The organism is Roseovarius litorisediminis, from assembly GCF_900172295.1.
Classification (GTDB): Bacteria; Pseudomonadota; Alphaproteobacteria; order Rhodobacterales; family Rhodobacteraceae; genus Roseovarius; species Roseovarius litorisediminis.
In genome coordinates this window covers 153,624-178,008 of sequence record NZ_FWFL01000008.1, presented here as the reverse complement: position 1 = coordinate 178,008, position 24,385 = coordinate 153,624, and the positions used below count along the sequence as shown (strand labels likewise).

Annotated in this window: 24 protein-coding genes; 12 read left to right on the top strand and 12 right to left on the bottom strand. The window is 59.6% G+C overall.

The features are described 5' to 3' along the window. Nucleotides 1-111 precede the first annotated feature (111 nt). The 5 genes from PEL8287_RS20560 to PEL8287_RS15495 all read left to right on the top strand — a co-directional run bounded on the left by PEL8287_RS20560 (nucleotide 112) and on the right by PEL8287_RS15495 (nucleotide 3,670). Nucleotides 112-297: a DUF2513 domain-containing protein gene (locus PEL8287_RS20560; RefSeq protein ID WP_085893338.1), complete on the top strand. Its 186-nt coding sequence runs from the start codon at nucleotides 112-114 to the stop codon at nucleotides 295-297. Between the two features lie 268 nt (nucleotides 298-565). Beyond that, nucleotides 566-889, top strand: a complete 324-nt coding sequence (locus PEL8287_RS15510) for a hypothetical protein (RefSeq protein WP_085893337.1) — start codon at nucleotides 566-568, stop codon at nucleotides 887-889. Nucleotides 890-987: 98 nt separating this feature from the next. Next, on the top strand, nucleotides 988-1,794 hold the full coding sequence (locus PEL8287_RS15505; protein WP_085893336.1) for a CE1 family esterase: 807 nt from the start codon (nucleotides 988-990) through the stop codon (nucleotides 1,792-1,794). Nucleotides 1,795-1,891: 97 nt separating this feature from the next. Then, nucleotides 1,892-2,686, top strand: a complete 795-nt coding sequence (locus PEL8287_RS15500) for a type 1 glutamine amidotransferase (RefSeq protein ID WP_085893335.1) — start codon at nucleotides 1,892-1,894, stop codon at nucleotides 2,684-2,686. A gap of 54 nt (nucleotides 2,687-2,740) precedes the next feature. Beyond that, a complete protein-coding gene (locus PEL8287_RS15495; protein ID WP_085893334.1) occupies nucleotides 2,741-3,670 on the top strand; it encodes a dimethylarginine dimethylaminohydrolase family protein in 930 nt (309 codons plus the stop codon). Between the two features lie 40 nt (nucleotides 3,671-3,710). On the opposite strand, the gene PEL8287_RS15490 is transcribed toward PEL8287_RS15495, so the two are convergent. Continuing rightward, nucleotides 3,711-4,757: a histone deacetylase family protein gene (locus PEL8287_RS15490; protein WP_085893333.1), complete on the bottom strand. Its 1,047-nt coding sequence runs from the start codon at nucleotides 4,755-4,757 to the stop codon at nucleotides 3,711-3,713. Between the two features lie 198 nt (nucleotides 4,758-4,955). Between PEL8287_RS15490 and pheT the strand changes: the two genes are divergently transcribed. The 5 genes from pheT to PEL8287_RS15465 all read left to right on the top strand — a co-directional run bounded on the left by pheT (nucleotide 4,956) and on the right by PEL8287_RS15465 (nucleotide 10,293). Beyond that, a complete protein-coding gene (gene pheT / locus PEL8287_RS15485) occupies nucleotides 4,956-7,355 on the top strand; it encodes a phenylalanine--tRNA ligase subunit beta (RefSeq protein ID WP_085893332.1) in 2,400 nt (799 codons plus the stop codon). 71 nt (nucleotides 7,356-7,426) lie between these two features. Further along, nucleotides 7,427-8,083 (top strand): phosphoribosyltransferase, encoded by a 657-nt coding sequence (locus PEL8287_RS15480; protein ID WP_085893331.1) that lies wholly within the window; start codon nucleotides 7,427-7,429, stop codon nucleotides 8,081-8,083. Nucleotides 8,084-8,098: 15 nt separating this feature from the next. Next, a complete protein-coding gene (locus PEL8287_RS15475; RefSeq protein ID WP_085893330.1) occupies nucleotides 8,099-8,548 on the top strand; it encodes a YtoQ family protein in 450 nt (149 codons plus the stop codon). Nucleotides 8,549-8,564: 16 nt separating this feature from the next. Then, nucleotides 8,565-9,029, top strand: a complete 465-nt coding sequence (locus PEL8287_RS15470) for a GNAT family N-acetyltransferase (protein WP_176228667.1) — start codon at nucleotides 8,565-8,567, stop codon at nucleotides 9,027-9,029. A gap of 64 nt (nucleotides 9,030-9,093) precedes the next feature. Beyond that, nucleotides 9,094-10,293: a tetratricopeptide repeat protein gene (locus PEL8287_RS15465; RefSeq protein ID WP_085893328.1), complete on the top strand. Its 1,200-nt coding sequence runs from the start codon at nucleotides 9,094-9,096 to the stop codon at nucleotides 10,291-10,293. On the opposite strand, the gene PEL8287_RS15460 is transcribed toward PEL8287_RS15465, so the two are convergent. Genes PEL8287_RS15460 through hutI form a run of 11 tightly spaced genes read right to left on the bottom strand, consistent with a single transcriptional unit; the run spans nucleotide 10,294 to nucleotide 22,148 of the window. Then, entirely contained in the window at nucleotides 10,294-11,844 is a 1,551-nt protein-coding gene (locus PEL8287_RS15460; protein WP_176228668.1) for a TRAP transporter large permease, read from the bottom strand. Next, nucleotides 11,844-12,347 (bottom strand): TRAP transporter small permease subunit, encoded by a 504-nt coding sequence (locus PEL8287_RS15455; protein WP_085893326.1) that lies wholly within the window; start codon nucleotides 12,345-12,347, stop codon nucleotides 11,844-11,846. The genes PEL8287_RS15460 and PEL8287_RS15455 overlap by 1 nt, the downstream gene beginning before the upstream one ends. Nucleotides 12,348-12,401: 54 nt before the next feature. Beyond that, the gene (locus PEL8287_RS15450) at nucleotides 12,402-13,487 is read right to left on the bottom strand and encodes a TRAP transporter substrate-binding protein (protein ID WP_085893325.1); all 1,086 of its coding nucleotides are present in this window, start codon (nucleotides 13,485-13,487) and stop codon (nucleotides 12,402-12,404) included. Between the two features lie 26 nt (nucleotides 13,488-13,513). Beyond that, on the bottom strand, nucleotides 13,514-14,167 hold the full coding sequence (locus PEL8287_RS15445) for a flavin reductase family protein (RefSeq protein ID WP_085893324.1): 654 nt from the start codon (nucleotides 14,165-14,167) through the stop codon (nucleotides 13,514-13,516). Nucleotides 14,168-14,170: 3 nt separating this feature from the next. Beyond that, nucleotides 14,171-14,584, bottom strand: a complete 414-nt coding sequence (locus tag PEL8287_RS15440) for a DUF1810 domain-containing protein (protein ID WP_085893323.1) — start codon at nucleotides 14,582-14,584, stop codon at nucleotides 14,171-14,173. A gap of 26 nt (nucleotides 14,585-14,610) precedes the next feature. Next, a complete protein-coding gene (gene hutU, locus PEL8287_RS15435) occupies nucleotides 14,611-16,281 on the bottom strand; it encodes a urocanate hydratase (protein WP_085893354.1) in 1,671 nt (556 codons plus the stop codon). A 12-nt stretch (nucleotides 16,282-16,293) separates the two neighbouring features. Further along, complete coding sequence (locus PEL8287_RS15430) at nucleotides 16,294-17,439, bottom strand: acyl-CoA dehydrogenase family protein (RefSeq protein ID WP_085893322.1); 1,146 nt, start codon at nucleotides 17,437-17,439, stop codon at nucleotides 16,294-16,296. Continuing rightward, nucleotides 17,436-18,620 (bottom strand): CaiB/BaiF CoA transferase family protein, encoded by a 1,185-nt coding sequence (locus tag PEL8287_RS15425; RefSeq protein ID WP_085893321.1) that lies wholly within the window; start codon nucleotides 18,618-18,620, stop codon nucleotides 17,436-17,438. Before PEL8287_RS15425 ends, PEL8287_RS15430 begins: the two co-directional genes overlap by 4 nt. Further along, nucleotides 18,617-19,411 carry an N-formylglutamate deformylase gene (gene hutG, locus PEL8287_RS15420; protein ID WP_085893320.1) on the bottom strand — a complete coding sequence of 265 codons (795 nt, stop codon included), beginning with the start codon at nucleotides 19,409-19,411 and terminating at the stop codon, nucleotides 18,617-18,619. The genes PEL8287_RS15425 and hutG overlap by 4 nt, the downstream gene beginning before the upstream one ends. Beyond that, nucleotides 19,411-20,961 (bottom strand): histidine ammonia-lyase, encoded by a 1,551-nt coding sequence (hutH, locus tag PEL8287_RS15415; protein ID WP_085893319.1) that lies wholly within the window; start codon nucleotides 20,959-20,961, stop codon nucleotides 19,411-19,413. Before hutH ends, hutG begins: the two co-directional genes overlap by 1 nt. Then, nucleotides 20,958-22,148, bottom strand: a complete 1,191-nt coding sequence (gene hutI, locus PEL8287_RS15410) for an imidazolonepropionase (protein ID WP_085893318.1) — start codon at nucleotides 22,146-22,148, stop codon at nucleotides 20,958-20,960. Before hutI ends, hutH begins: the two co-directional genes overlap by 4 nt. 81 nt (nucleotides 22,149-22,229) lie before the next feature. Here hutI and PEL8287_RS15405 point away from each other — a divergent pair, with 81 nt between their 5' ends. Together PEL8287_RS15405 and hutC are read left to right on the top strand one after the other, a co-directional pair. Continuing rightward, nucleotides 22,230-23,594, top strand: a complete 1,365-nt coding sequence (locus PEL8287_RS15405) for a formimidoylglutamate deiminase (protein WP_085893317.1) — start codon at nucleotides 22,230-22,232, stop codon at nucleotides 23,592-23,594. Beyond that, nucleotides 23,591-24,310, top strand: coding sequence for a histidine utilization transcriptional repressor HutC (hutC, locus tag PEL8287_RS15400; RefSeq protein WP_085893316.1), 720 nt, complete (start codon nucleotides 23,591-23,593; stop codon nucleotides 24,308-24,310). The genes PEL8287_RS15405 and hutC overlap by 4 nt, the downstream gene beginning before the upstream one ends. The last annotated feature ends 75 nt before the right edge of the window (nucleotides 24,311-24,385 follow it).

Genomic DNA, 24,385 nt, shown 5'->3' with positions numbered 1-24,385 from the left:
AAACCCGCACATTCCCGCGCTGGACTGGCAAGTAGGGCTGGATCAGCGCGTATTGATTTTCTGTTATCTCATTCATAACAGATACTTAGCATCAAACAGCACTACGTAATAGTGTTAACAGGCCCTAGCTGGAATGGGCACGACTATCTGGATGCCGTACGTGATCCTGGTATCTGGAGCAAAACTACGACTGCAGTCAAAGAAACGGGTGGCAGCGCCGCATTGGAGATTGTGAAAGCTTTGGCAGTCGGTTTCGCCAAAAAGAAACTGAAAGATCATACGGGCGTTGACCTTTAATCCAGCCGAAGGATGCGTGCTCGCATGTACCATCGGTCAACATTAAACATTCTCATTGGCACTACGCCCGGCACCGCCGGGCAGCGCCCGACCGCCCCCATGGGCGGGCGCTTTGCACCCACCCGCGGTCGGGCGTTGCCCTCAATCTCGTGCGTATGGCTTTCAAATGACTGTAGGTGTGACCTCACTCGCCCTACATATCCTCTCAAAAAATCCAACCAACCTGCGCCACTCTGCCGCCAACGTACCGAGTAAAAGGAGCCGTCCAATGAGTACCAAAACCACCATCCTTATGGTGGCTGCCGTTGCAAGCGCAGGAGCGCTTTTTGCCACCAAGCCGGGCCCGGCTGCGATTGAGGAGAAGATTGCGGAGATGATCGTGGGCGATATCCAGACCACGGGTAGTTCCGATCTGGCCTCGGGCATCCTGTTGATGACCTGCAAGGCCAATATCAACGACTGCGCGAAACTGCTCCGCACCACGATGGATGTGCAATCCGAGGATAAAATCCTGTGGCAGAAAGTGACGATCTCGCAAGGAGAGAAATCACTAAGCTGTTTGGGTATCCTGAATCAACTTCGCTGCAATTAGATAGGCCACTGAATGCCGGTGCGTTCTGACACCCTTGTGACGTGACATTCCGGTTCCGCGCGGTACATTTCCGATAAGCGAAAGTTGAAAGGAATGTAATGCGGGTTGTCTTGGGTTTGTTGTTGATCGCTTGGGCCAACGCGGCGCTGGCGGTTGGAGCGCAGGACTCCGGTTGCCACGCTGAAATTTCCTGTCAGCTGGGCGATCGCTCTTATCACGTCAAGGAACCCGATGATTGGGATGGCGTGACCCCCTTGCCGGTGCTGCTGCATTTTCACGGCTGGATGCGGCAGGGCACGCTGATTGTCAAACATAGCCGTATCTCGGGCGCGACGCGCAGGCGGGGTGTGCTGCTCTTGGCGCCGAATGGGCGCGGCAAGACGTGGGATTTCTGGGATCATGATACCGATGACGTGGCCTTCGCGGCCAAGGTGATCGAGGACGCCGCCAAACGTTATCCCATCGACCGTAGCCGCATCTATGTCTCGGGGTATTCCTATGGCTCGGCCATGGCGTGGCGCTATGTCTGCGAGCATGGCAACGGGGTGGCGGCCTTGCTGGCGGTCTCGGGCACGCTGCGCCAGTCCGAGGATTGCCCTGAGGCCCCGCAAGAGGTGCGCCATGTGCACGGCACCCGCGATAACGTGATGGATTTCCCCTTTGGTCCCGGCGGCGATACGACATATCCCGTGGCGCTGTGGCGCGAGAAATTCGGCTGTGGCGACGGGAAAAACATGGGCGAATGGCGGATCACCCGGGAAGACCTGTTTGACCGTACCGAATGGGAGGATTGCGATTCAGGCCGTGTGGTGCTGGACGTGCACGCGCGCGGGCATTTTATCCCCCGGGGCTGGATTGCACGGCAGTTGGATCAGCTGCTGGGGCGCGACCCCAGCTACCCCTGAAGCTGGCGTAAACCTGCCTTTCCATGTCGCACTTTTGCGGCTGTTTTCCTCATGTTTCTGACAGGTTCAACCCGACCCGTTCAAAGGAAATGCGCCGATGAGTACCCTGCTGATCGTCGAAGGAAGCCCGCCCGAGATTATGGCCGCCGGCCATTTCGAGGCGGATGCTTTTCTTGCCACGATTAAAATCCTGGCGCCAGGCACGGCCTGTCGCCCTGTTGCCCCTGAAGACGTGGTTCCGGGGGAAATTTTCACAGGCGTCGACGGTGTGATCTTTACCGGGTCGGGCGGCCCATGGCCAGCAGATGCGCCCGAGGTGGCCCCCTGGCGTGATGCCATGAAAGTGGCGATGGATACCGGTTTGCCGATCTGGGGATCGTGCAATGGCATGCAACTGGCCGCGTTGGTGCTGGGCGGTGCTGTTGGGCCCTCGCCCAACGGGATCGAAATTGGCGTCACCCGCGGGATGAAGATTACCGAAGCCGGCCAGACCCATCCTTTGATGGCGGGCCGCAGCGATGGCTACGCGGTGGCTTGCATGCACCGCGATGAGGTGCAGCGCCTGCCCGAAGGCGCGATCTTGATCGCTTCGAATGCGCATTGCCCGATTCAGGCGTTTGTCTATGAAAAGGACGGGGTTGATTTCTGGGGTGCGCAATATCACCCTGAACTGGAACCCAAAGGCGTGGCCGGGCATATCCGCCGCGCCAGCATTTATTCAAGCTTTGCCGATCTGGCGGCGGATCTTGAACAGGGTGACACTGCTGCCGCCGCAGCAGCCCGCCTTGGCACCACGCCGCAGGCATTTGCTCCGCAGAACCGTGCACGCGAGTTGGTTAACTGGCTGGCACATGTCGCCGCCCGCAAGGCGGAACGTGTCACGGTCGCTTGACTTGAGCTTGAATCGCGGTGACGGTTGACGCCGATCAGAATAAAGGGGCCAGCCATGAACGACCAATCCACCGGGTTTTCCCTGCGCGTGCGGCGCGGCGGTGGCGGTACGCCGACCCTCAACAACTGGGGCGCCAATTCGGATTACGGCACGCTGCGGTCCGTCCTTCTGGGACCGATCGAGAATTACCGCTGGCTGCAGACCAGCTCGGTGTCGAAAAAGACCCTGCGCCGGGGCGTGCCGTTTAGTCTGGATGTGGCCCGCGCCCAGCATGCCGAGATGGTGGATGCTTATCAAAGCGCGGGTGTCGAGGTGCATGAACATATTGCTGATCCCGAACTGCCCTATCAGGTCTATGCGCGCGACAGCAGTGTCATGACGCCTTTTGGCGCCATCATCACCCATATGTCCCAATGGTGGCGGCGTGGCGAAAACTTTCGCGCGATTGAAACCTACCAGAAGCTGGGCATCCCGATTTACGACTATGTCACTGCCGGCACCTTTGAGGGCGGGGATTTCAACGTGATCGAGCCAGGCTGCGTTCTGATAGGCTGGGAGGGTGACGAGGGCCGCACACAGGAGCAGGGGGCGAAACAGGTGGCCCGCTGGATGGAAGCCGAAGGCTGGGAGGTAAAGCTGGCCGATCTTGACCCGTTTTATGTGCATATTGACCTTATGGTGGTGATGCTGGCCCCCAAGCTGGCAGCGGTCTGTCTGGATTGTACCGACCCCGAAATTGTGTACTGGCTGAAGGCAAAGGGTATTGAGATTGTTTCGGTCCCGTTCTCCGAGACGGTGGCGCTTGGCTGTAACGTAGTGGCTTTGGGCGACGACCGGGTATTGCTGCCCGCAGGCTCGAAAACCCTTAAAGAAAAGCTCAAGGCACTGGGGTTCACCATTTATGACCCCGACCTTTCCATGATCACTCAGGGCGGAGGCGGCGTGCACTGCATGTGTCAAAGCCTGATCCGTGATCCGGTTTAGAGGCTTTATGCCTCCGCGCGAAAAATTCGGTCTGGCGGCCCTACGGTTTTGCAGATTGTGCAGCCATATGCCCTTGCAGCACGTTGATTGTGTTTATACCCACCTCGTCCACCGCATAACCGCCTTCCATCACATAAACCGTTGGCAGGCCCATATTACCCAGCAGTTGACCATAATCTGTAAAATCATCCGAGGTCAGTTTGAAAAAGCTGATCGGATCGTTCTGAAAGGTATCAACACCCAAAGATATAATAAGAAGGTCAGGTTTATAGGCGTGAATTCTGGCAATAGCGTCCTCCAACGCAGCTTTCCAGGCGGCATATCCGGTGCCGGGGCGCATCGGATAATTAGCGGTCAGCCCCGCGCCTGCACCAATGCCCGTTTCTTCGGCATGGCCCAAAAAATGTGGAAACGCATCCATCGGGTCGCCGTGCAGTGAGAGAAAGAACACATCATCGCGCGTATAGAAGATATTCTGGGTACCATTACCGTGGTGGAAATCAACATCCAGCAGCGCAACTTTTGAAAGTCCCTGGTCTAAAGCGTTTTGCGCAGCGATCGCGGCATTATTCAGAAAACAATACCCGCCAAACTGATCAATCGCTGCGTGATGCCCCGGTGGACGGCAAAGTGCAAAGGCGGCACCCTTGGTTTTCAGAACGTGATCGGTAGCGGTAAGGGCCACGTCTTTGGACGCAAGGGCGGCCTCCCAGGTGCCGCCCGAAATCGCGGTTTCGGCGGCCAGTGCATAATATCCCAGCTTGCCCTCGATATCGCGTGGTATCTGTGGCGCATTCATTGTCCGTGTGGGCCAACAAAGGGCGATCGCTTCACCGCCGAACCCCTTGGCTTTCCATTCTGAATAACAAGTTTCCAGAAAGCTGACATAGCCTGCATCATGCACGGCCAGAACCGGATCAAGGCCATAGTCATTTGGCGAAATGATCGGCCCCAGCTTCTGTGTCTTCACACGCTCAAGGATAATCTCGGCTCTTCTTGGGCATTCAAATGGTGGCACCAATTCGCCGCCAAAAATTTCAGCCTTGGAATCGCGCAGTTTGTGTTTCTCTGAATACACAGTCAGCATGAAATGTCCCCTTTAGAATGTAGAAGCTGTCGGCACATTTGCCGGGAACGCAAAGTTTTTCCAATCAAATCGACATCCACAACTGTCAGAGGCTTAGAAATGCGGGCTTTTATTCCCTGCGTTGGCTTGCAGGCTTCCCCCTCTCCGCCATATCCGCTAAAGCGCGTATGACCCATTTTTTACCGGCGGAATGACGCAATGAAGTTCACACTTTCCTGGCTGAAAGATCACCTTGAAACCAATGCCTCGGTTGATGAGATCGCCGAGGCCCTGACCGACCTCGGGCTTGAGGTCGAAGAGATTTCAAATCCGGCGGAACGGTTGGGCGATTTTACCATCGGCAAGGTCATCAAAGCCGAAAAACATCCTGAGGCTGACCGCCTGCGCGTTTGTCAGGTCATGACTGACGCAGGCGAAACCCAGATTATCTGCGGCGCGCCCAACGCCCGGGAAGGAATCACCGTGGTTATCGCCAAGCCGGGCATTTATGTGCCCGGCATCGACACCACCATCGGCGTCGGCAAGATTCGCGGCATCGAAAGCTACGGCATGATGTGTTCCGAACGCGAGATGGAACTCAGCGAAGAACACGACGGCATCATTGAATTGCCATCAGGTGAGGTTGGACAGAAATTCACCGACTGGCTGGCCGAAAATGATCCGGCCAAGGTGGACCCTGTGATCGACATTGCCATCACCCCGAACCGCCCCGATGCACTGGGCGTGCGAGGCATTGCACTGGATCTGGCAGCGCGCGGTCTGGGTACGATGAAACCGGCCTCCGAGGCGCATGTCGAGGGGCAGTTCACCTGCCCGATTACCGTGACCATCGACGAGGATACCCGCGAAAATGGCTGTGAGGTCTTCGCCGGCCGCCTGATCCGTGGTGTCACCAACGGGCCTAGCCCCGAATGGCTGCAAGACCGGTTGCGCGCCATCGGTCTGCGCCCGATTTCGGCACTTGTGGATATCACCAATTTTTTCACCTTTGACCGTAATCGTCCATTGCATGTGTTTGATGCTGACAAGGTGCAGGGCAACCTGCGCATTCACCGCGCAAAGGGCGGCGAAACTCTGGTCGGTCTGGATGAAAAAGAATACACGTTCAGCGCCGGGCAGGTGGTGATCTCGGATGACAACGGGATTGAATCCATCGGCGGTATCATGGGCGGGCTGGCTACCGGCTGTACGCCCGAGACCACCAATGTGTTTCTTGAGGCTGCGGTGTGGGATCACGTGCAGATCGCCAGCACGGGCCGCGCTTTGAAAATCAACTCCGATGCGCGTTATCGCAACGAACGCGGCATTGATCCGGCCTTTAACATGCCTGCGATTGATCTGGCCACGCAGATGATACTTGATCTCTGCGGTGGCGAACCATCGAACCGTGTCACTGCCGGCGAAGTGCCCAATGTGGCCCGCGCTTACAAGCTGGATACGGCGCGGGTGCAGTCACTGGTGGGCATGGATATCCCTGAATCCGAGCAACGCCAGACGCTCACGGCCCTTGGGTTCCGGCTGGAAGGCAACATGGCTCATGTGCCCAGCTGGCGCCCCGACGTTATGGGCGAGGCCGATCTGGTGGAAGAGGTGGCGCGCATCGCCTCGCTGACCAAACTTGTCGGCAAGCCCTTGCCGCGTGCCCATACCGGTATTCCTGCACCGATCCTCAGTCCGATGCAGCAGCGCGAACAGATTGCGCGGCGCACCACCGCGGCTTTGGGATATAACGAGTGCGTCACCTACAGCTTCATTGATCAGGCTAGTGCCGCGCTCTTTGGTGGCGGCAAGGACGCCACCATGCTGGCCAATCCGATCAGCAGCGAGATGAGCCATATGCGCCCCGATCTGCTGCCTGGTCTGTTGCAGGCCGCCGCACGCAATCAGGCACGCGGTCTGATGGATGTGGCGCTTTTCGAAGTGGGCCATGCCTTTGACGGCGGCGAGCCCGAGCAACAACATGTGCAGGTGGCGGGCCTTCTGGTGGGGCGCACCGGCCCCAAGGATGTGCATGGCGCCTCGCGCAGTGTGGATGTCTATGACACCAAGGCGGACGCCGAGGCGGTTTTGTCCGCCATCGGCGCACCGGCAAAGGTGCAGATCCTGCGCGGCGGGGCTGGGTGGTGGCATCCGGGCCGCCATGGCCGCATCTGCCTGGGCCCGAAAAAAGTGCTGGGCGTCTTTGGTGAGCTGCACCCCCGTGTGCTAAGCGCTATGGATGTCAAAGGCCCCGCCGTGGCCTTTACGCTTTTCCCTCAGGAAATCCCGCTGCCGCGCAACTCCGGTGCCAACCGAGGCGCGCTGGAACTGCGCGACCTGCAGGCGGTCGAGCGTGACTTTGCCTTTGTTGTCGATGCCGATGTCGAGGCGCTGACACTGGTCAATGCCGCTGCCGGGGTCGACAAGGCTTTGATCGAAGACGTGCGCGTGTTTGATGAATTTATCGGCGGCAGCCTTGGTGAAGGTAAGAAATCTCTGGCCATCACTGTGCGCCTGCAACCTACCAAGGCAACCCTCAAAGAGGCCGATATCGAGGCTGTATCGGCCAAGATTGTCGAAAAAGTTGCCAAGGCCACCGGCGGCACGCTGCGCGGGTAAATTCAGCCGGATTGCCCCAACCAAATGATGTGACTAAGCTTTCCCCTGTCTGAAGTGGCAGGGGAATTAGGATGTACAGGGACAGAACCGAGGCAGGGCAGACTCTGGCGGATAGGTTGCAGGAACTGGATCTGACCCGCCCGGTCGTTCTGGCCCTGCCGCGTGGCGGGTTGCCTGTGGCCGTGCCCGTGGCGCAAGCACTTGATGCGCCACTTGATCTTGTTCTTGTGCGCAAGATCGGCCTGCCCGGGCAGCCTGAACTGGCTGCGGGGGCCATCGTTGACGGGCCGCCGGAACATATCTTTTTTAACGATCATATCCTCGCCATGGCGGGGCTGACCCCTGATGATCTGGAGGGGACGATCAGCACCAAACGCACCGAACTGGCAGCGCGGCGCAAGATGTATCTGGCAGACCGCGCGCCTGTTGATGTAACCGGCTGCACGGCGATCCTAGTGGATGACGGTATTGCGACCGGTGCGACGGTGCACGCGGCCTTGCTGGCGCTGCGCGAACGTGGCCCGGCGCAGGTCATTCTGGCGGTGCCGGTCGCCGCACGTGACACGCTAGACGCGCTGAGGCCATTGGTTGACCGGGTTGTCTGTCCGCTTGTGCCGCGTTACTTCCGGGCGGTAGGCCTGCACTATCAGATCTTCAATCAGGTCGCGGACGAGACAGTGGCCGAGATCATGAAAGAAGCTGCGACTGGCCCGGCCCGTAAAGACTGACAGGAGAGAACACCCATGACCCTTAAAATCTACCTTTCCGGCGAAATCCACACCGATTGGCGCGAACAGATCACCCAAGGGGCCGAGGGGCTGGATGTCACCTTTGACAGTCCCGTAACCGATCACGCAGCCAGCGACGATTGCGGCGTGATCATTCTGGGCGCCGAGGACAACAAATACTGGCACGACCACAAGGGCGCGATGGTGAATGCCATCCGTACCCGCAAAGGGATTGCCGATGCCGATGTGGTGGTGGTGCGGTTTGGTGAGAAATACAAGCAATGGAACGCGGCCTTTGATGCTGGCTATGCTGCCGCCCTTGGCAAGTCGCTGATCATCCTGCAACAGCCCGAGCATGACCATGCCCTGAAAGAAGTGGATGCTGCCGCCCTTGCGGTGGCGCGCGATCCGGCTCAGGTGGTTGATATCCTGCGCTATGTGCTTGAAGGCACACTTCCGGCGTGAACCAGAGTATCAGCCTGTGGCATACGAATTGCGCATCGCACGGAACCACGACAGCCCGGCGCTGATTGCGGTCATTGATGCGGAATATGCCAGATACCGCGAAGCTGGCATTGCTCTGCCTCCGGTTTCGGAAGGAATCCCCGATGACATCCGGAACAACTGGGTTTGCGTGGCCTGCGACGGCGATGACCTGATTGGAGGGGTCATCGTATCATTGGCCGGTGAAAAGCCCTGGCTGATGAACCTTGCTGTGCACCCAAGGCGCGCTGGTCGCGGTGTCGGCAAAGCGCTGATCCATGCCGCCATTGGCACGGCACGGCAGGCAGGCCACCATGAATTGCGGCTTTCCACCCATGTCGACATGCCCGAAAACGTGGCCCTTTATCGCCATCTTGGTTGGGTTTTTACCGGGCTGGATCGCAACAAGGTAACGATGGCGTTTGACCTTACAAATATTGATCCTCATGGTTCGACACCTTAGCAGGGTCGCGTTTCCCTAGGGTTGTGCTATACTGTGGTTGTGTGGCTAACCATGGGTACGTGTTATGCCGGAAAATCAATTTGTTGAAATTACGTATGGCGACCTTGTTTTAACCGCCCCCGCCGAACCCCGGAAAAACCGTCGGCAGCAGTTTGTCGATTGGCTTGTTTTTCTAAGGTCAACCATCATAAATTCGGTTGTAATCGGGTCGATCGTTGCCGTGCTTGCTGTGACGGCAATCGAACTGCTGCGACGCCCGGTGATCATCGAGGAAATCGGTCTGCCCAGAAAGCTGTCGGACATGGGCTATTCCGGGTCAGTTGCGGCGCATCGGCTATGGGATGCGGTCCAGACCATACAGGACAATTCAGGCACACTAAAACCCCAGACCTCACTCATGACAGCATCACGACAACTGGATGTGGTCGAGCCGGGCACAGGAATTTCCCTGCAGGGCCTGACCCAGATGCTACGCGAACTTCTGGGCCTCAAGCAGACCCGAATCGCTGGCGAAATTATCTGCCTTGATTCCGATTGCGCGTCGCGCTCACTGGCATTGCGTTTGCGTGTCATCACCGATCAGGGGATGCAGATCGTAAGTGCGGGTGAAATTGGCGGCCAGAGTGTTGATGAATATTTTATAGCTTCCGCACTGAAACTACTTGAAAAAATCGACCCCTATGTTGTGGCGGCTTATTACTATGACAATCCCGCCGATCGCGAAAAATCGCTACAAATTGCGCGGCAGCTGGTTGACATCGACCACAAGCATGCGGCCTGGGGTGCGAACATGATTGCCAATATGGAGTATCGCAACGGCAACATAGACGCCTCGGTCAGATGGTATGAAACGTCCACCGCACTGGCCAATTCCCACGGGATGCATGGGTTCGCCCTGCCGTGGTACGGCTGGGGGGTTAGCCTGGGGCGGCTCGAACGCCACAAAGAGGCAATCGAGAAATTCGAACGGGCAGCAACTGAAAATCCCGAACTTGCCTCGGTTTGGCTGGGCTGGGGGGCAAGCCTTGCCAAACTTGGGCAGCACGAGCAGGCCATTGGAAAATACGAAAAAGCAACGCAGCTGGATTCGGGCCTTGCTTCGGCCTGGTTGGGGTGGGGGGTCAGCCTTGCACGTCTGGGTCAGTTGGAAGATGCAAAAGGCAAGTACCAGCATTGGACAGAGATTGTTAGCGGCGGCAACATTCCCAGCAAGACAGAAGGGTTGGAACTGGGGCGCAAAATGCTGTTCCGCGATATTCTTTGATCAGAACACCAGCCCCGGCAGCCATGTTGCCAGCCCCGGCACCAGCCAGATCACCGCAATGCACAGCACCTGCAACACGATGAATGGCGCCACGCCTGCATAGATTTGCCCGGTGGAAATCTCGGGTGGGGCGGCCCCGCGAAGATAAAACAACGAAAAGCCGAAAGGCGGGGTCAGAAACGAGGTTTGCAGGTTGATTGCAATCAGAATGGCCAGCCAGACCGGATCATGTCCCATAAGGATCAGCACGGGCGCCACCAGTGGTAGCAGGATCACCGTGATCTCGACGAAATCGAGGAAAAACCCCAGCACGAATATCAGCACCATGGCAAAGATCAGCGCCCCCGTGGCGCCCCCTGGCATGGCCTGTAAAATCTGCTCTACCCGGGCGTCGCCGCCAAGGCCGACAAAGACCAGCGAAAACACCGATGCCATCAGGATGGTGGCAAAGATCATGGCGGTCACGGTCATCGTCGTTGTTACGGCACCTGGCAGCACATCGCGTTGCGCCAGCTTGCGCAGCGACGCCAGCACCGCCGCCATGCCCAGCAGGGCCAGCACACCGTAAACCGCGCCAAGGGTCCATGCGCCCATTCCCGCATCGCTACGCTGCAACCTGACCGGCGCAACGCCTGCAGCCACCGCCAGTATCAGCAGCGCCGCAACGCCTGCCAGGATCAGCCGTCGGCTGACCCCCTGACGCGCCCCGGCCATCAGAATGGCGCCGACAGCCCCAACTGATGCTGCTTCGGTAGGCGTCGCAATCCCGCTTAGGATTGCACCCAGAACGGCGATTATCAGCACCACCGGCGGTGCCACGGCGCCTGCCAGCTCGGTCAGGCCGGGCCGCCCTTCGGGTGTGGGGGCAGGCGGCATATCTTGCGGGCGGATCACGCCCAGAACCAACAGGTAAAGGATGTAGATCGCCACCAACGTCAGCCCCGGTATCAGCGCCCCGGCAAATATCTGGCCGACCGAGATTGTCTCGACCGAAAACTTGCCCTGCTCGTATTGCGCCTGCTGATAGGCGCTCGACATCACGTCGCTCAGGATGATCAGCAGGGTCGAGGGCGGAATGATCTGCCCCAGCGTACCGGCGGTGCAGACCAACCCCGAGGCAAGCCTTGGGTCATACCCGGTGCGCAGCATCGTCGGCAGGGCGATCATGCCCATGGCAATTACCGTGGCCCCCACAATGCCGGTCGAGGCCGCCAGCAGCGCACCGACCAGAACCACCGAAATGCCAAGGCCCCCACGCAACTGCCCAAACAGCCGCCCCATCGTATCCAGTAGATCCTCGGCGATATGCGACCGTTCAAGGATCACCCCCATGGTCACAAACAGTGGGATGGCAATCAGCACGTCATTGGTGATCACCCCGAACACCCGTTGGCCCAGGGCACCCAGCAGGCTTAGGTTCATCACGCCTGCGGCATAACCCAGATAGGCAAAGCCGATGGCGACACCGGCGATGGCGAATGAAACCGGAAAGCCCAGCAGGATCGCGCCCATCAGCGCGGCAAACATCAAAAGATCCAGATATTCGGTGATCATGCTCTGCCACCGGCAAGCACGGCCAACTTGCTTAGCAAACAGGCCAGCGACTGGATCAGCAGTAGCACGCAAAACGCCGGGATCAGGGATTTCAGCAGAAACACCGCCGGGATGCCGCCCACAGATAACGGCCCTTCATAAATTGCCCATGCATTACGGACCGACGGCCACGACCAGTACAGCAGCGCCAGCATCGACGGGAACAGCAGCACGATGTGGCCAAAAACATCAATCCGCGCCTTGCCTCGGTCCGATGCCTTGGCCTGAAAAATATCCACGCGCACATGGTCATCAACCAGCAGGGTATACCCTGCCCCCAGCATGAACAGGGCGCTATGCATATATAGCACACTTTCATTCAGTGCGATCGAGCTGAAGCCGTAGACATAGCGCAGCAGCACCACGACAAACTGCACCAGCACCATGATCAGCGCCAGCCAGCGCACCAAACGGCCCACTGAGTGATTGATCAGGTTCAGTCTGCCCGCCAGTCGTTCCATGCCCCGCCCCAATTAGAAAACGCAGCCCCTGCGCCGGGGCTGCGCAATTGCTTTCTAGTAGCCCAGCACCATCGCGCGGGCGTTCATCTGACCGTTGTCGGCATAGGTCATGTAAGAGCCAACCGAGTCGCGGTAGGCAAGGAAGCTTTCGGTGATACGTACCACAAGTTCATCCTCGTCGGCGCGCAACCCTTCCATGACTTTGCCAGCGGCCTTGCCCATTTCCATCACAACTGAATCCGGCAGCTTGCGGGGAATAACACCCTCGGTCTCGACCAGCTTTTTAAGCGCCCGTGCGTGCTTGGTCTCATACTCGGTCCAGACATCGTTATAGAGACTGGCACACGCGGTCGCGACAACGCCCTTCAGATCATCCGGCAGCGCATCATAGGCCGCCTGATTGACCCCGCATTCCTCGGCCGAGGACGGCTCGCCGATGCCGGGCCAATAGTAATTTTTTGCTACCTGATGATAGCCAAGCGCGCTGTCGGTCCAGGGGCCGATGAACTCACCCGCGTCCAGCGCCCCCGATTGCAGCGCCTGGAACATCGCCGGGCCAGACATGGCCTGCACCGCCATGCCGATCTCGGCGCACATTTCGGATGCCAGACCGGTGGTGCGGTATTTCACGCCCTTCAGGTCGTCGACCGAATTGATCTCGTTGCGGAACCAGCCAAACCATTGCGGGCCTGAATTTCCACACAGGAACGGTTTGATACCGAAACGACCGTACATCTCGTCATACAGCGCCTGGCCGCCACCATGCACCATCCAGCCCACCTGTTCATCGGCGCGCAGGCCAAAGGGTTGCGAGCCAAACAGCAGGATGCCCTTGGATTTCGAGCCCCAATAGGCGGGCACTGCGTGATACAGTTGCGCCGTGCCCTCGGCCACGGCATCAAACACGCCGCGACCGGGCACAATTTCGCCGGCGGCATGCAATGTCACTTCCAGGCGCCCGCCCGACAGGGTGGTGATCCGGTCCGCCAGCGTTTGCGCCGCCACACCCGGCCCGGGCAGGTTTTTCGGCCACGCGGTGACCATGCTCCATTGTGTGACACCCTGCGCTACGGCAGGGGCTGCCAGTGTCGTTGCCGCCGCGCCAAGTGCACCGGTGGTCAGAAATTCACGTCGTTTCATCTTGAAGTCCTCCTTGTTGATAAGTTTTATGCTTTGCCTTCCAGGCCGTCTTCCGCGACCCCCGAGGCATTTGGAATGCGCATTTCAAATACGTCGCGCACGCAGGTGTAATCATAATATCCCATGCGCGCGATCGGCTCGATCTTGGCGATATCCAGTCTGCCATCGGGCCGGATAACGCTGTCGTCCACATGGATCTGCTCAACCCGGCCAAAAACCACATCAACCCAGCCGACATTGCTGTCACCGGGCAGGCGGTGCGTGCTCAGATAACGGCATTCAAAATGGCAGGGGCTTTCGGCCACCCTTGCGCCTGGTGCCTGCAGGCAGGCTGCTTTGGTCACGCCAGCGGTGTCAAACTCATCTTCTTCCGGGCCCACCGCCATGGCCGATAGATTGACCGCCTCGCGCAAGGCATAGGTCGCCATGTTCCACACGAACCAACCCGTCGTTTCGGCATTTATCACCGTGTCCTTGCGCCGCCCGTCGGGGTATTGATTGGCGGCAAACATCACCATCGGCGGATCGAATGTCAGGTTCTGCCACTGGCTGTAGGGCGCCAGATTATGCAGACCATCCGCGCTGACCGTCGACAACCAGCCGATGGGCCGCGGCACGGTGCAGGATTTGAATGGCGAATAGGGCAGGGGACAGGCCTCGTGCCCCGGGGCATAGTGCATGGCTCAGCTCTTTCCCAGAATTTTCAGCGTCTGCGGACAGGGCTGGTTGAGGTAAAATTTAGATAGTATCTGGCCAAAAATCTCGCCCCCGCCAGCCGCTTGAAACAGCGTCGCACAGGACTGCAGTTTCAGCGCATCAATACTGCCCAGAACGTTTACGGCAGTCTTGCCATCCACCGACATCATCGCCTCGCATACCTCGATCAATCGCGGTCCCAGAACCGGATGCGCCAGATAAGCCTGCGCCTCATCCAGATCCGCAATCGCGTATGTCATGGCAAATTTCGTGCGGCCCAGCCCCGCGATCTGCGGAAAGACATACCACATCCAGTGGCCCAGTTTCCGGCCGTTGCGCAACTCTAGAACGGGCGAGGGCCAATCCTGATCCTGTGCTTCAACAAAACGATCCAGGCTCATTGCATATTCCTTTTTTCATATGGGTTTCACTTCAATATTCCTGGCAAGTTCAATCCATGCTCGCGGGCGCAGTCAATGGCGATGTCGTATCCTGCATCGGCATGGCGCATCACGCCGGTGGCCGGATCGTTCCACAACACGTTGGCCAGCCGCCGGTCGGCATCGTCGGTGCCATCACAACATACCACCATTCCAGAATGCTGGCTGAATCCCATGCCAACCCCGCCGCCGTGGTGCAGGCTGACCCAGGTCGCCCCGCTGGCACAGTTCAAGAGCGCATTGAGCAGCGGCCAGTCCGATACTGCGTCCGAGCCATCTTTCATTGCCTCGGTTTCGCGGTTGGGTGAAGCAACCGAGCCTGAATCCAGGTGATCCCGCCCGATCACGACTGGCGCCTTCAACTCGCCCGTGCGAACCATTTCGTTGAACGCCAGCCCCGCCTTGTGACGATCTCCCAGACCAATCCAGCAGATCCGCGCTGGCAGCCCCTGAAACGCAATACGTTCACGCGCCATGTCCAGCCATTGATGCAGATGGGTGTTGTCGGGGAACAGCTCTTTCATCTTGGCATCGGTTTTGTAAATGTCCTCGGGGTCACCGGACAGGGCACACCAGCGGAACGGGCCGATACCCTTACAGAATAAAGGACGGATATAGGCCGGCACAAAACCGGGGAAGGCAAAGGCGTTTTCCAGCCCCTCATCCAACGCCACCTGCCGGATGTTGTTGCCGTAATCCAGCGTCGGCACGCCCGCATTCCAGAAATCCACCATCGCCTGAACGTGCACGCGCATGCTGGCGCGCGCGGCTTTCTCAACTGCTTTGGGGTCGCTTTCCTGTTTGGCGCGCCATTCGCCCACACTCCAGCCCTGTGGCAGGTAGCCATGCACCGGGTCATGCGCACTGGTCTGGTCGGTCACGATATCCGGGCGCACGCCGCGTTTGACCAATTCGGGGAATACATCCGCAGCGTTGCCAATCAGCGCGACAGATTTCGCCTCGCCCGCCTTGGTCCAACGGTCGATCATAGACAGCGCATCATCCAGAGAATGGGTAATCTCATCGACATAACGGGTGCGCTTGCGGAATTCGGCGCGGGTTTCGTCGCACTCCACAGCCAGACAGCAGGCCCCGGCAAAGACGGCTGCCAGCGGCTGCGCCCCGCCCATGCCACCAAGGCCCCCGGTCAGAATCCACCGACCTTTCAGATTGCCGTCGTAATGCTGCCGCCCGGCTTCGGCAAAGGTCTCATAGGTGCCCTGCACAATCCCCTGTGTACCAATGTAAATCCATGATCCGGCAGTCATCTGCCCGTACATCATAAGGCCCTTTTTATCGAGCTCACTAAAGTGGTCCCAGGTGGCCCAGTGCGGTACAAGGTTGCTGTTGGCGATCAACACACGCGGCGCATCCTTGTGGGTGCGGAACACACCCACCGGCTTGCCGGACTGCACCAGTAGGGTTTCGTCCTGTTCCAGAGTCTTCAGCTCGGCTACGATCCTGTCAAAATCTTCCCATGTGCGCGCCGCCCGGCCAATGCCGCCATAGACCACCAACTCGTGCGGGTTTTCGGCGACATCGGGATGCAGGTTGTTCATCAGCATTCGCATCGGCGCTTCGGTCAGCCAGCTTTTGGCGCTTATCTCGGTGCCGGTGTCGGGATAGATATCGCGTGTGTTGTGGCGTGGGTTGGTCATTGTCATGCTCCTTCAGGCCAGCAGATGGCCGGCGATGATATTGCGTTGAATTTCGGATGAACCTTCGTAAATGCGCATGATCCGCAGGTCGCGGGTGATACGCTCGATCGGGAAATCGCGGGTATAGCCATAGCCACCGTGGATTTGCAGCGCGGTATCAGCCACCTTATCGGCGACTTCCGATGCCTTGAGTTTTGCCATGGCGGCAGCCTCGGAAAACCGTTTCCCCGCCTGGCGTTGTCGTGCCGCCTCCAACGCCATCAGCCGCGCGGCGCGCAATTCCAGCGCCGCATCGGCCAGCATCCATCGAATGCCCTGTTTGGCGCTTAATGCCTCGCCACCAATCACGCGGTCCTTTGCATAGGCCTTTGCTGCATCCAGCGCCGCCTGCGCCATGCCAAGGCATTGCGCGGCCACTTCCACCCGACCATTATCTAGCACCTGCATCGCGGTCTTGAACCCTTGGCCCTCGGCCTCGCCCAGCAGGGCATCCTCGGGAAGGTGACAATCAAGGTTCAGCGTAAACACATGCCCGCCTTTCAGACCCATGGTTTTTTCAGGCTTGCCAGCCTCAAACCCCGGCGTGCCTTTGGGCAGGATAAATGCCGAAACCCCCCGGTGCCGCGCCGCCGGATCGGTGACCGCATAGACCACCACAAAATCCGCCACGCCGCCGTTCGAGATGAAACACTTGGTGCCCTTCAGGTACCAGCCCTCCCCGGACCTTACAGCTCGTGTCCGCATATCCGCCGGGTCGCTGCCAGCGGTGGGCTCGGTCAGGGCAAAGGCGCCCAGCCTTTCGCCGGTTGCCGCCTCGGGCAACAAATCGGCTTTCTGTGCCTCGGTCCCGCCAATCAAAATCGAATCCGTTGCCAGATAATGCGCCGTCAGCGCCGATGCGGTCGAGCCACAGCCCCCTGCCACAATCTCGACCGCGCGCAACAGCGCCTGCGCCGAGATATCCGCGCCGCCATGAACTTCGGGCAGGTTCGCCCCCAACATCCCGGCCCCGGACAGAACCTTTAGCTGATCATGCACAAAGGCGGATGTCTCGTCGGTTCGCTGAGCAAGCGGCGCAATCCGTTCATCCACGACCCGCTCCAGCAGATCGCAGAACAGCCGCTCGTCGTCACTCAGCATGTGCCACAGATCGCTCATGCCACCACCCCGGCCTTTTTCAGGTCTTCAAACCGTGCCGCATCGACGCTGCAGAATGCCTGCAAGATCTCTGCTGCATCTGCGCCAAGTCCGGGCGCCGGGCTGTATGTCATCAGTTTCACGCCGTCAAACTGCACCGGCTGCGGAACCACCGGCGCCTGCCCCAGAACGCCATGCGGCAACATCTGCACCAGCCCACGCGCCCTGGCGTGCGCGCTGTCGCTGGCCTGCGCAATGCCCCAGATCGGGGCGCTTGGCAGTTGCGCCTCGGCCAGGGCAACCATGGCCGCCTCGGTGTTCAATCCCTTGCTCCAGTCTTCAATCAGACTGCGCAACTCGGGTTCGTTTTCCGTGCGTGCCTCATCGGTGGCAAAACGCGTTTCGTCGGGCAGGCCTGGTTGACCGATAAGCGTGGATAAACGGGCAAATTGCGCCGGTGTCAGAACCGCAATCACCACCTGCCCGTCAGCGGTTTCAAAGCAGCCAAAAGGTGTCGACAGCGGATGCCGGTTTCCCACCCGTTCGGGCGTCTTATCCGCGTAGAAGTGCAAGGCATGGCTGGTGGTCAGCATCGAATAAAGTGCGTCATACATCGCCACGTCCAGAGTCGCCCCTTGCCCGGTGCGCGCCTTTTGAACCAGCGCTGCCATGATCGCCCAGGACCCGAAAAGCCCACCCACCAGATCCGCCACCGACTCGCCGGTTTTCAGCGGCGCGCCACCGGCCTCGCCCGTCGCGGCCATCAGCCCCGACATCGCCTGCACCACAAGATCATAGGCCGGCAGGTCGCGAAACGGCCCGGTCTGGCCAAAGCCCGAAACGCTGCAATAGATCAGCCCTGGTTTGGCTTTGCGCAACACATCCGCGCCCAGCCCGATCTTTTCAGCCACTCCGGGGCGGAAGTTTTCAACCACCACATCACATCCGGCGGCAATCTCTTGCGCCAACGCCAGCCCTTCGGGTGATTTCAGGTTCAGGGAAATGCTTTTCTTGCCGCGATTGTTCAGTGTGAACAATGCACTTTCACCCTGCTGAAAAGGCCCGATATGGCGGTAATCATCACCCCTGGGTGGCTCCAGCTTGATCACGTCGGCCCCCAGATCGGCCAGCAGCGCCGTGCAATACGGCCCAGCCAGAACGCGGGTCAGGTCCAGCACCTTGATGCCTGCAAGTGGCGTCATCCCAACACTCCTTCGCGCGCCAGTCGGTCGATCCGACCCAGCAAATCGGCCAGAGGCACGCGGGTTTCATCGGCGCGCTCGTGCAGATAAGGCCAGGGCGCGCTTTCCTGCATATAGGTGGATTGCGCCAGTTCCATCTGGATGGCGTGAAAGCCTTTTTCGGGTATTCCATAGTGCCGCGTGGTCCAGCCGCCCTTGAAACGGCCATTGCTGATAGAGGTATAGCCCCTGGCTGCGCCACACACGTCCTCAACCGTCTGTGCAATCACCGGCGCACAGGTCGTGCCTTCATTTGTCCCGATATTGAAATCGGGCAGGGTGCCGTCAAACAGAAACGGAATACGCGACCGTATGGAGTGGCAGTCATAAAGAACGACCACCCCGTGCAATGCGTGCACGCGTTCCAGCTCGGCCTTTAGCGCGGCGTGATAGGGCGCATGCCATGTTTCGCGCCGGTGCTCGATTTCCACGCCCGAGGGCGGTTGATCCCAGATGTCATTGCCATCAAAATCGGTCAACGGTACAAGGCCGGTGGTGTTCTGCCCGGGGTACAGGCTGGCCCCTGACGGGTCGCGGTTGGCGTCGATCACATAGCGATGAAATTTGGCGCGCACCACCGTGGCACCGGGCAACAGCCCATCATACAGCTTGTGAATGTTCCAGTCAGTATCGTCCAGCCCACGCCCGCGCTCGTTCAATTTCGCGCGAACATCCTGTGGAACATACGTTCCCGTATGCGGCATACCCAATACGACGGGGCCACCGCCCTTGATCACTTCGACCGCGTCCATCATGCCTCTCCCAGTATCATGTTCAGCCCGGTGGCACTTACAAGCGCCCCGTCACGGATCAACTCTGTTGCTGCCTGAAGATCCGGTGCCAGATACCGGTCGGCTTCCAGCGCCGATACCGCCTGACGCAACCGCTCCACGGCCGCTTGCAACGCCGCGCTGGTCTGTAGCGGAGCGCGAAAGCCGATGCCCTGTGCGCCGCAAATCGCCTCGACCCCCAGAATGGAATTCAGGTTGGCATTCATCCGCGCCAGCCGCCGGGCCGCGTGGGCGGCCATGCTCACGTGGTCCTCCTGGTTGGCACTGGTCGGGGTGGAATCCGTGGAGCAGGGATTGGCCAGATGCTTGTTTTCGCTCATCAGCGCGGCTGTGGTCACCTCGGCAATCATCAGGCCCGAATTCAACCCCGGTTCGGGCGTCAGAAAAGGCGGCAGATCAAAGCTCAGCGTTGGGTCTACCATCAGCGCCACGCGTCGTTGGGCAATCGCGCCCAATTCAGCAATTGCTATTGCAATCTGATCCGCGGCAAAACCCACCGGTTCGGCATGGAAATTGCCGCCCGACACGATCCTGCCCCCGGAAGGGTCGTCCTTGTCTACCAGAACCAAAGGGTTGTCCGTGACCGCATTCGCCTCGACCTGCAACACCTCACCGGCGCGGCGCAGCAGATCAATCGCAGCGCCTGAAACCTGCGCCTGGCAGCGGATGCAATAGGGGTCCTGAACGCGGGTATCGCCGTCGCGATGGCTTTCGCGGATCTCAGAGCCGTCCATAAGGGCGCGCTGTGCGCGGGCGGCCTCGATCTGGCCGCGATGGCCGCGCAACGTATGAATTTCATCGATCAAGGGGGCGGTTGATCCCATGATCGCATCTGTTGAAAGTGAAGAGGTCACGATGCAGCTTTGTGCATTGCGCCACGCGCCCCACAGACCCACCAGCGCGCAGGCGGTGGAAAACTGTGTGCCGTTAATCAGCGCCAGCCCTTCTTTTGGGCCGAGAACGATTGGCTTCAGCCCGGCCTGGCTTAGGGCCTGACTGCCCGACAGGCGCTGACCGCTAAAAATCGCCTCGCCTTCACCTAGCATCACGGCGGCCATATGGGCCAGCGGCGCCAGATCGCCCGAGGCACCGACCGACCCCTGATCCGGGACCACCGGTGTCACACCTTTCGCCAACATACGTTCGATCAGGTCAATCGTGGCCCATTTCACACCCGAGGCCCCGCGCCCCAGCGACATCAGTTTCAGCACCATCATCAACCGGGTGGTAGCCACATCCATAGGCTCGCCCACACCGCAGCAATGCGACAGGATCAGGTTGCGCTGTAATGTCTCGGTCTGCTCGGCGGGGATCTTGACGCTGGCCAGTTTGCCAAAGCCGGTATTGACGCCATACACCGCCACGTCACCTTCTGCCGCACGGCGCACCAGCGCCTCGGCATCCTCAACCGCTGGTCGGACCGAGGGGTCCAGAGACACGGACAGACCCTGCCGCCAGATCGTCTCTAGCTCGGTCAGCGTCACCGCACCGGGTGTCAGTACCTTACTCATCCCTCACCTCCGAAAATCCGTCGATACAGCGGGTTAAACCCAATGCGATAGGCCAGTTCGGCAGGCCGCCCCACATCCCACACCGCCAGGTCGGCGCGCTTGCCGGGGGCGATAACGCCCGTGTCATCCAGCCCCAACGCCTGTGCCGCATGGCGCGTCACCCCGGCCAGCGCCTCTTCCGGTGTAAGGCGAAACAGGGTGCAGCCCATGTTCATCACCAGCAAAAGCGACGCCAGCGGTGACGAACCCGGATTGCAGTCGGTCGCCAGCGCCATCGGCACGCCGTGTTTGCGGAAGGCCGCCACCGGCGGCACCTGCGTTTCGTGCAGAGTGTAAAACGCTCCGGGCAGCAGAACCGCCACGCTGCCGGATTTTGCCAGCGCCATGGCATCGGACTCATCGGCATATTCAACGTGATCCGCCGACAAAGCACCAAATTCCGCGGCCAGCTGTGTGCCGCCGATATTGCTTAGCTGCTCGGCATGCAGCTTCACCGGAAGGCCTAGGGTGTGCGCCTTTTCAAACACTGGCCGCATTTCTTCGACCGAAAATGCAATCCCTTCACAAAACCCGTCAACCGCGTCGACCAGCCCCTCGGCGTTGGCCTGCTCCAACGCGGGCAGGCAGACCTGGGCGATATAATCCGCCGCGCGGCCCTGATACTCGACCGGCAGTGCATGGGCGCCAAGAAACGAGGTTTTTACCCGCACTCTGCGCTGCCCTTCAATCGCCCGCGCCACCCGCAGCATCTTCAGCTCGGTTTCAACCTCCAGCCCATAACCTGACTTAACCTCGATCACCGAAACGCCTTCGGCCAGCAACGCATCGACAAATCGCAGCGCCCCTGACAGCAACTCAGCCTCGGATGTTTCGCGCGTTGCGCGCACGGTCGAAACAATCCCGCCACCGGCGCGCGCAACTTCTTCATAGCTTGCCCCGTTCAGTCGCATCTCAAATTCACCGGCACGGTTGCCGCCGTGCACAATATGAGTGTGGCAATCAATCAGTGCGGGCGTAATCAGTCGGCCCGCCATATCTTCGCCGGGTATATCATGGTCTGTGGGCAGATCGGTTTCGGGTCCCACCCAGCAGACAACTCCGCCCTCAACTGCAACAGCGGCGTTCTCGATCAACCCGTAAGCCGGGCCGTTCGTCATTGTGGCAACTGTCGCATTTCTCAGCAGCATAGCAAGGAACCGTCTTGATTTGGAAAGTTGTTGGCGATATTATGTATAGACATAATAATCTGTCAAGACGGGAAAATGGGCATGACAACACTTTGGGCTTCACAGGCTTTGCTGCCGTCGGGCTGGAAGCACGACGTGGCGGTAGACATTGACGCGACGGGCCATATCGCCAGCGTTACGCCCAATCAGCCCGCCTGCGGATACCGCACCGGCATCCTGTTGCCCGCGCCCGTCAATGCCCATTCCCATGCGTTCCAGCGCGCCATGGCCGGCCTGACCGAGGGCCGCGGCCCCGACCCAAGCGACAGCTTCTGGACGTGGCGCAAACTGATGTACCGCTTCCTTGACCTGCTCACCCCTGATCAGGTGCAGGCCATCGCTGCCTTGGTTCAGATGGAAATGCTTGAAGCCGGGTATGCCACCAACGTCGAATTCCACTACCTGCACCATCAGCCCGGCGGGGTGCCCTATGCCGACCTGTCGGAAATGGCTCAACGCATCATCGCCGCCTCAGATCAGACAGGCATCGGCCTGACCTTGCTGCCGGTGCAGTACCAGTATGGCGGCGTCGACAAGCGTGACCTGACCAGCGGTCAGATCCGTTTTGGCAACGATCCTGATCGCTTTGCCAAACTTGTACAGGATTGCCGCGGGGCGCTGAAATCCCTGCCTGGCGACGCCCGTCTAGGTGTGGCCCCGCACAGCTTGCGCGCCGTCGCACCCGAGGCCGTAAGACTTGCCCCGCAACTGGCCGCCGGTGGTCCGGTGCATATGCATCTGGCAGAACAGGTGGCCGAGGTCGATGAAATCATTGCCGCATATGGCCAGCGCCCGGTTGAATGGCTGCTGGAAAATGCCCCGGTTAACAACCAGTGGTGCCTGATCCATTGCACCCAGATGCAACCGCATGAAACTATCGCTCTCGCGCAGACCGGCGCAGTTGCAGGCCTGTGTCCTATCACCGAAAGCAGCCTGGGCGACGGCATTTTTGACGGTGTCCGCTGGCTGGAGGCGGGCGGGCGCATTGCCCTTGGATCAGATTCCAACATCCGCATCGCCCTGTCGGAAGAGATGCGCACACTGGATTATTCGCAGCGCCTGCGCGACCGTTCTCGTGCCGCCCTGGCCACGCCAAATCACACAACAGGCCGCCGTATCTTCAGCGCAATCTGCGCCGGTGGTGCGCAGGCGGCGGGGCGCAATTCGGGTCAGATCGCAGCCGGTCAACTTGCCGATCTCACAGCACTGGATGACCGCCATATCGACCTGACGGGCCAGACCGGTGACAAGTTGCTGGATTGCTGGTGCTTTGCCGGGGACGACCGGATGGTACGCGATGTCTGGGCCGCCGGGCGGCACATGGTCGAAAACGGCCGCCACAAGGTGCGCGATGAAATCACCGCCGCCTATACCCGCGCCATGGAACCCCTCAGGGGCGCGATATGAGCCAGCCGCGATTTCGCAACTGGCAGGCCATTCAGGACGAGGTTTTGCGCCGCATCCACGCCCGCGACTGGCCCCCTGGCCATGTCATCCCCAATGAAGTCGATCTTGCGGCTGAATTCGGCTGTGCTCGCGCCACCGTCAACCGCGCGCTGCGGGCCCTGGCCGAGGCCGGAATGCTTGAACGCCGACGCAAGGCAGGCACGCGCGTGGCGCTGCACCCGGTCAGCCGCGCCACAGTTGATATTCCCGTGATCCGGCAAGAAATTGAGGACCGCGGCCAAAGTTATACCTACCGCATGTTCAGCCGTAAAATTGCCCGCCCTCCGGTTTCGATACAGGCCAGGCTTTGCCCCGATTCCCCGGTCGATTGCCTGCATGTCACCGCCCTGCATCTCGCGTCTGGTGTGGCCTATGTGTTCGAGGATCGCTGGATCAACCTTGCTACCGTACCCGCCGCCGCGAACCAAAACTTTGATACCATCAGTGCCAACGAATGGTTGCTGGCCACGGTGCCCTACACCCACGGGGATATCAGCTTTACCGCCGAGGCCGCCGCCGGGGCCGAGGCCGATCTGCTGGGCACCGCACGCGGCGCACCGGTTTTCGTGATTGACCGCACCACATGGGACCATGACCGCGCCATCACCACGGTACGCCTGTCCTACGCACCGGGTTACCGGATTCGCACCTCTGTCGGCACACCCGTCTCTGTCTGAAATGCAGGATGGGCTTAACCCACGATACGGTACTTTTCAAAGTCAGCATGAAGCCGGTAATCTTCGCGTTTGTTA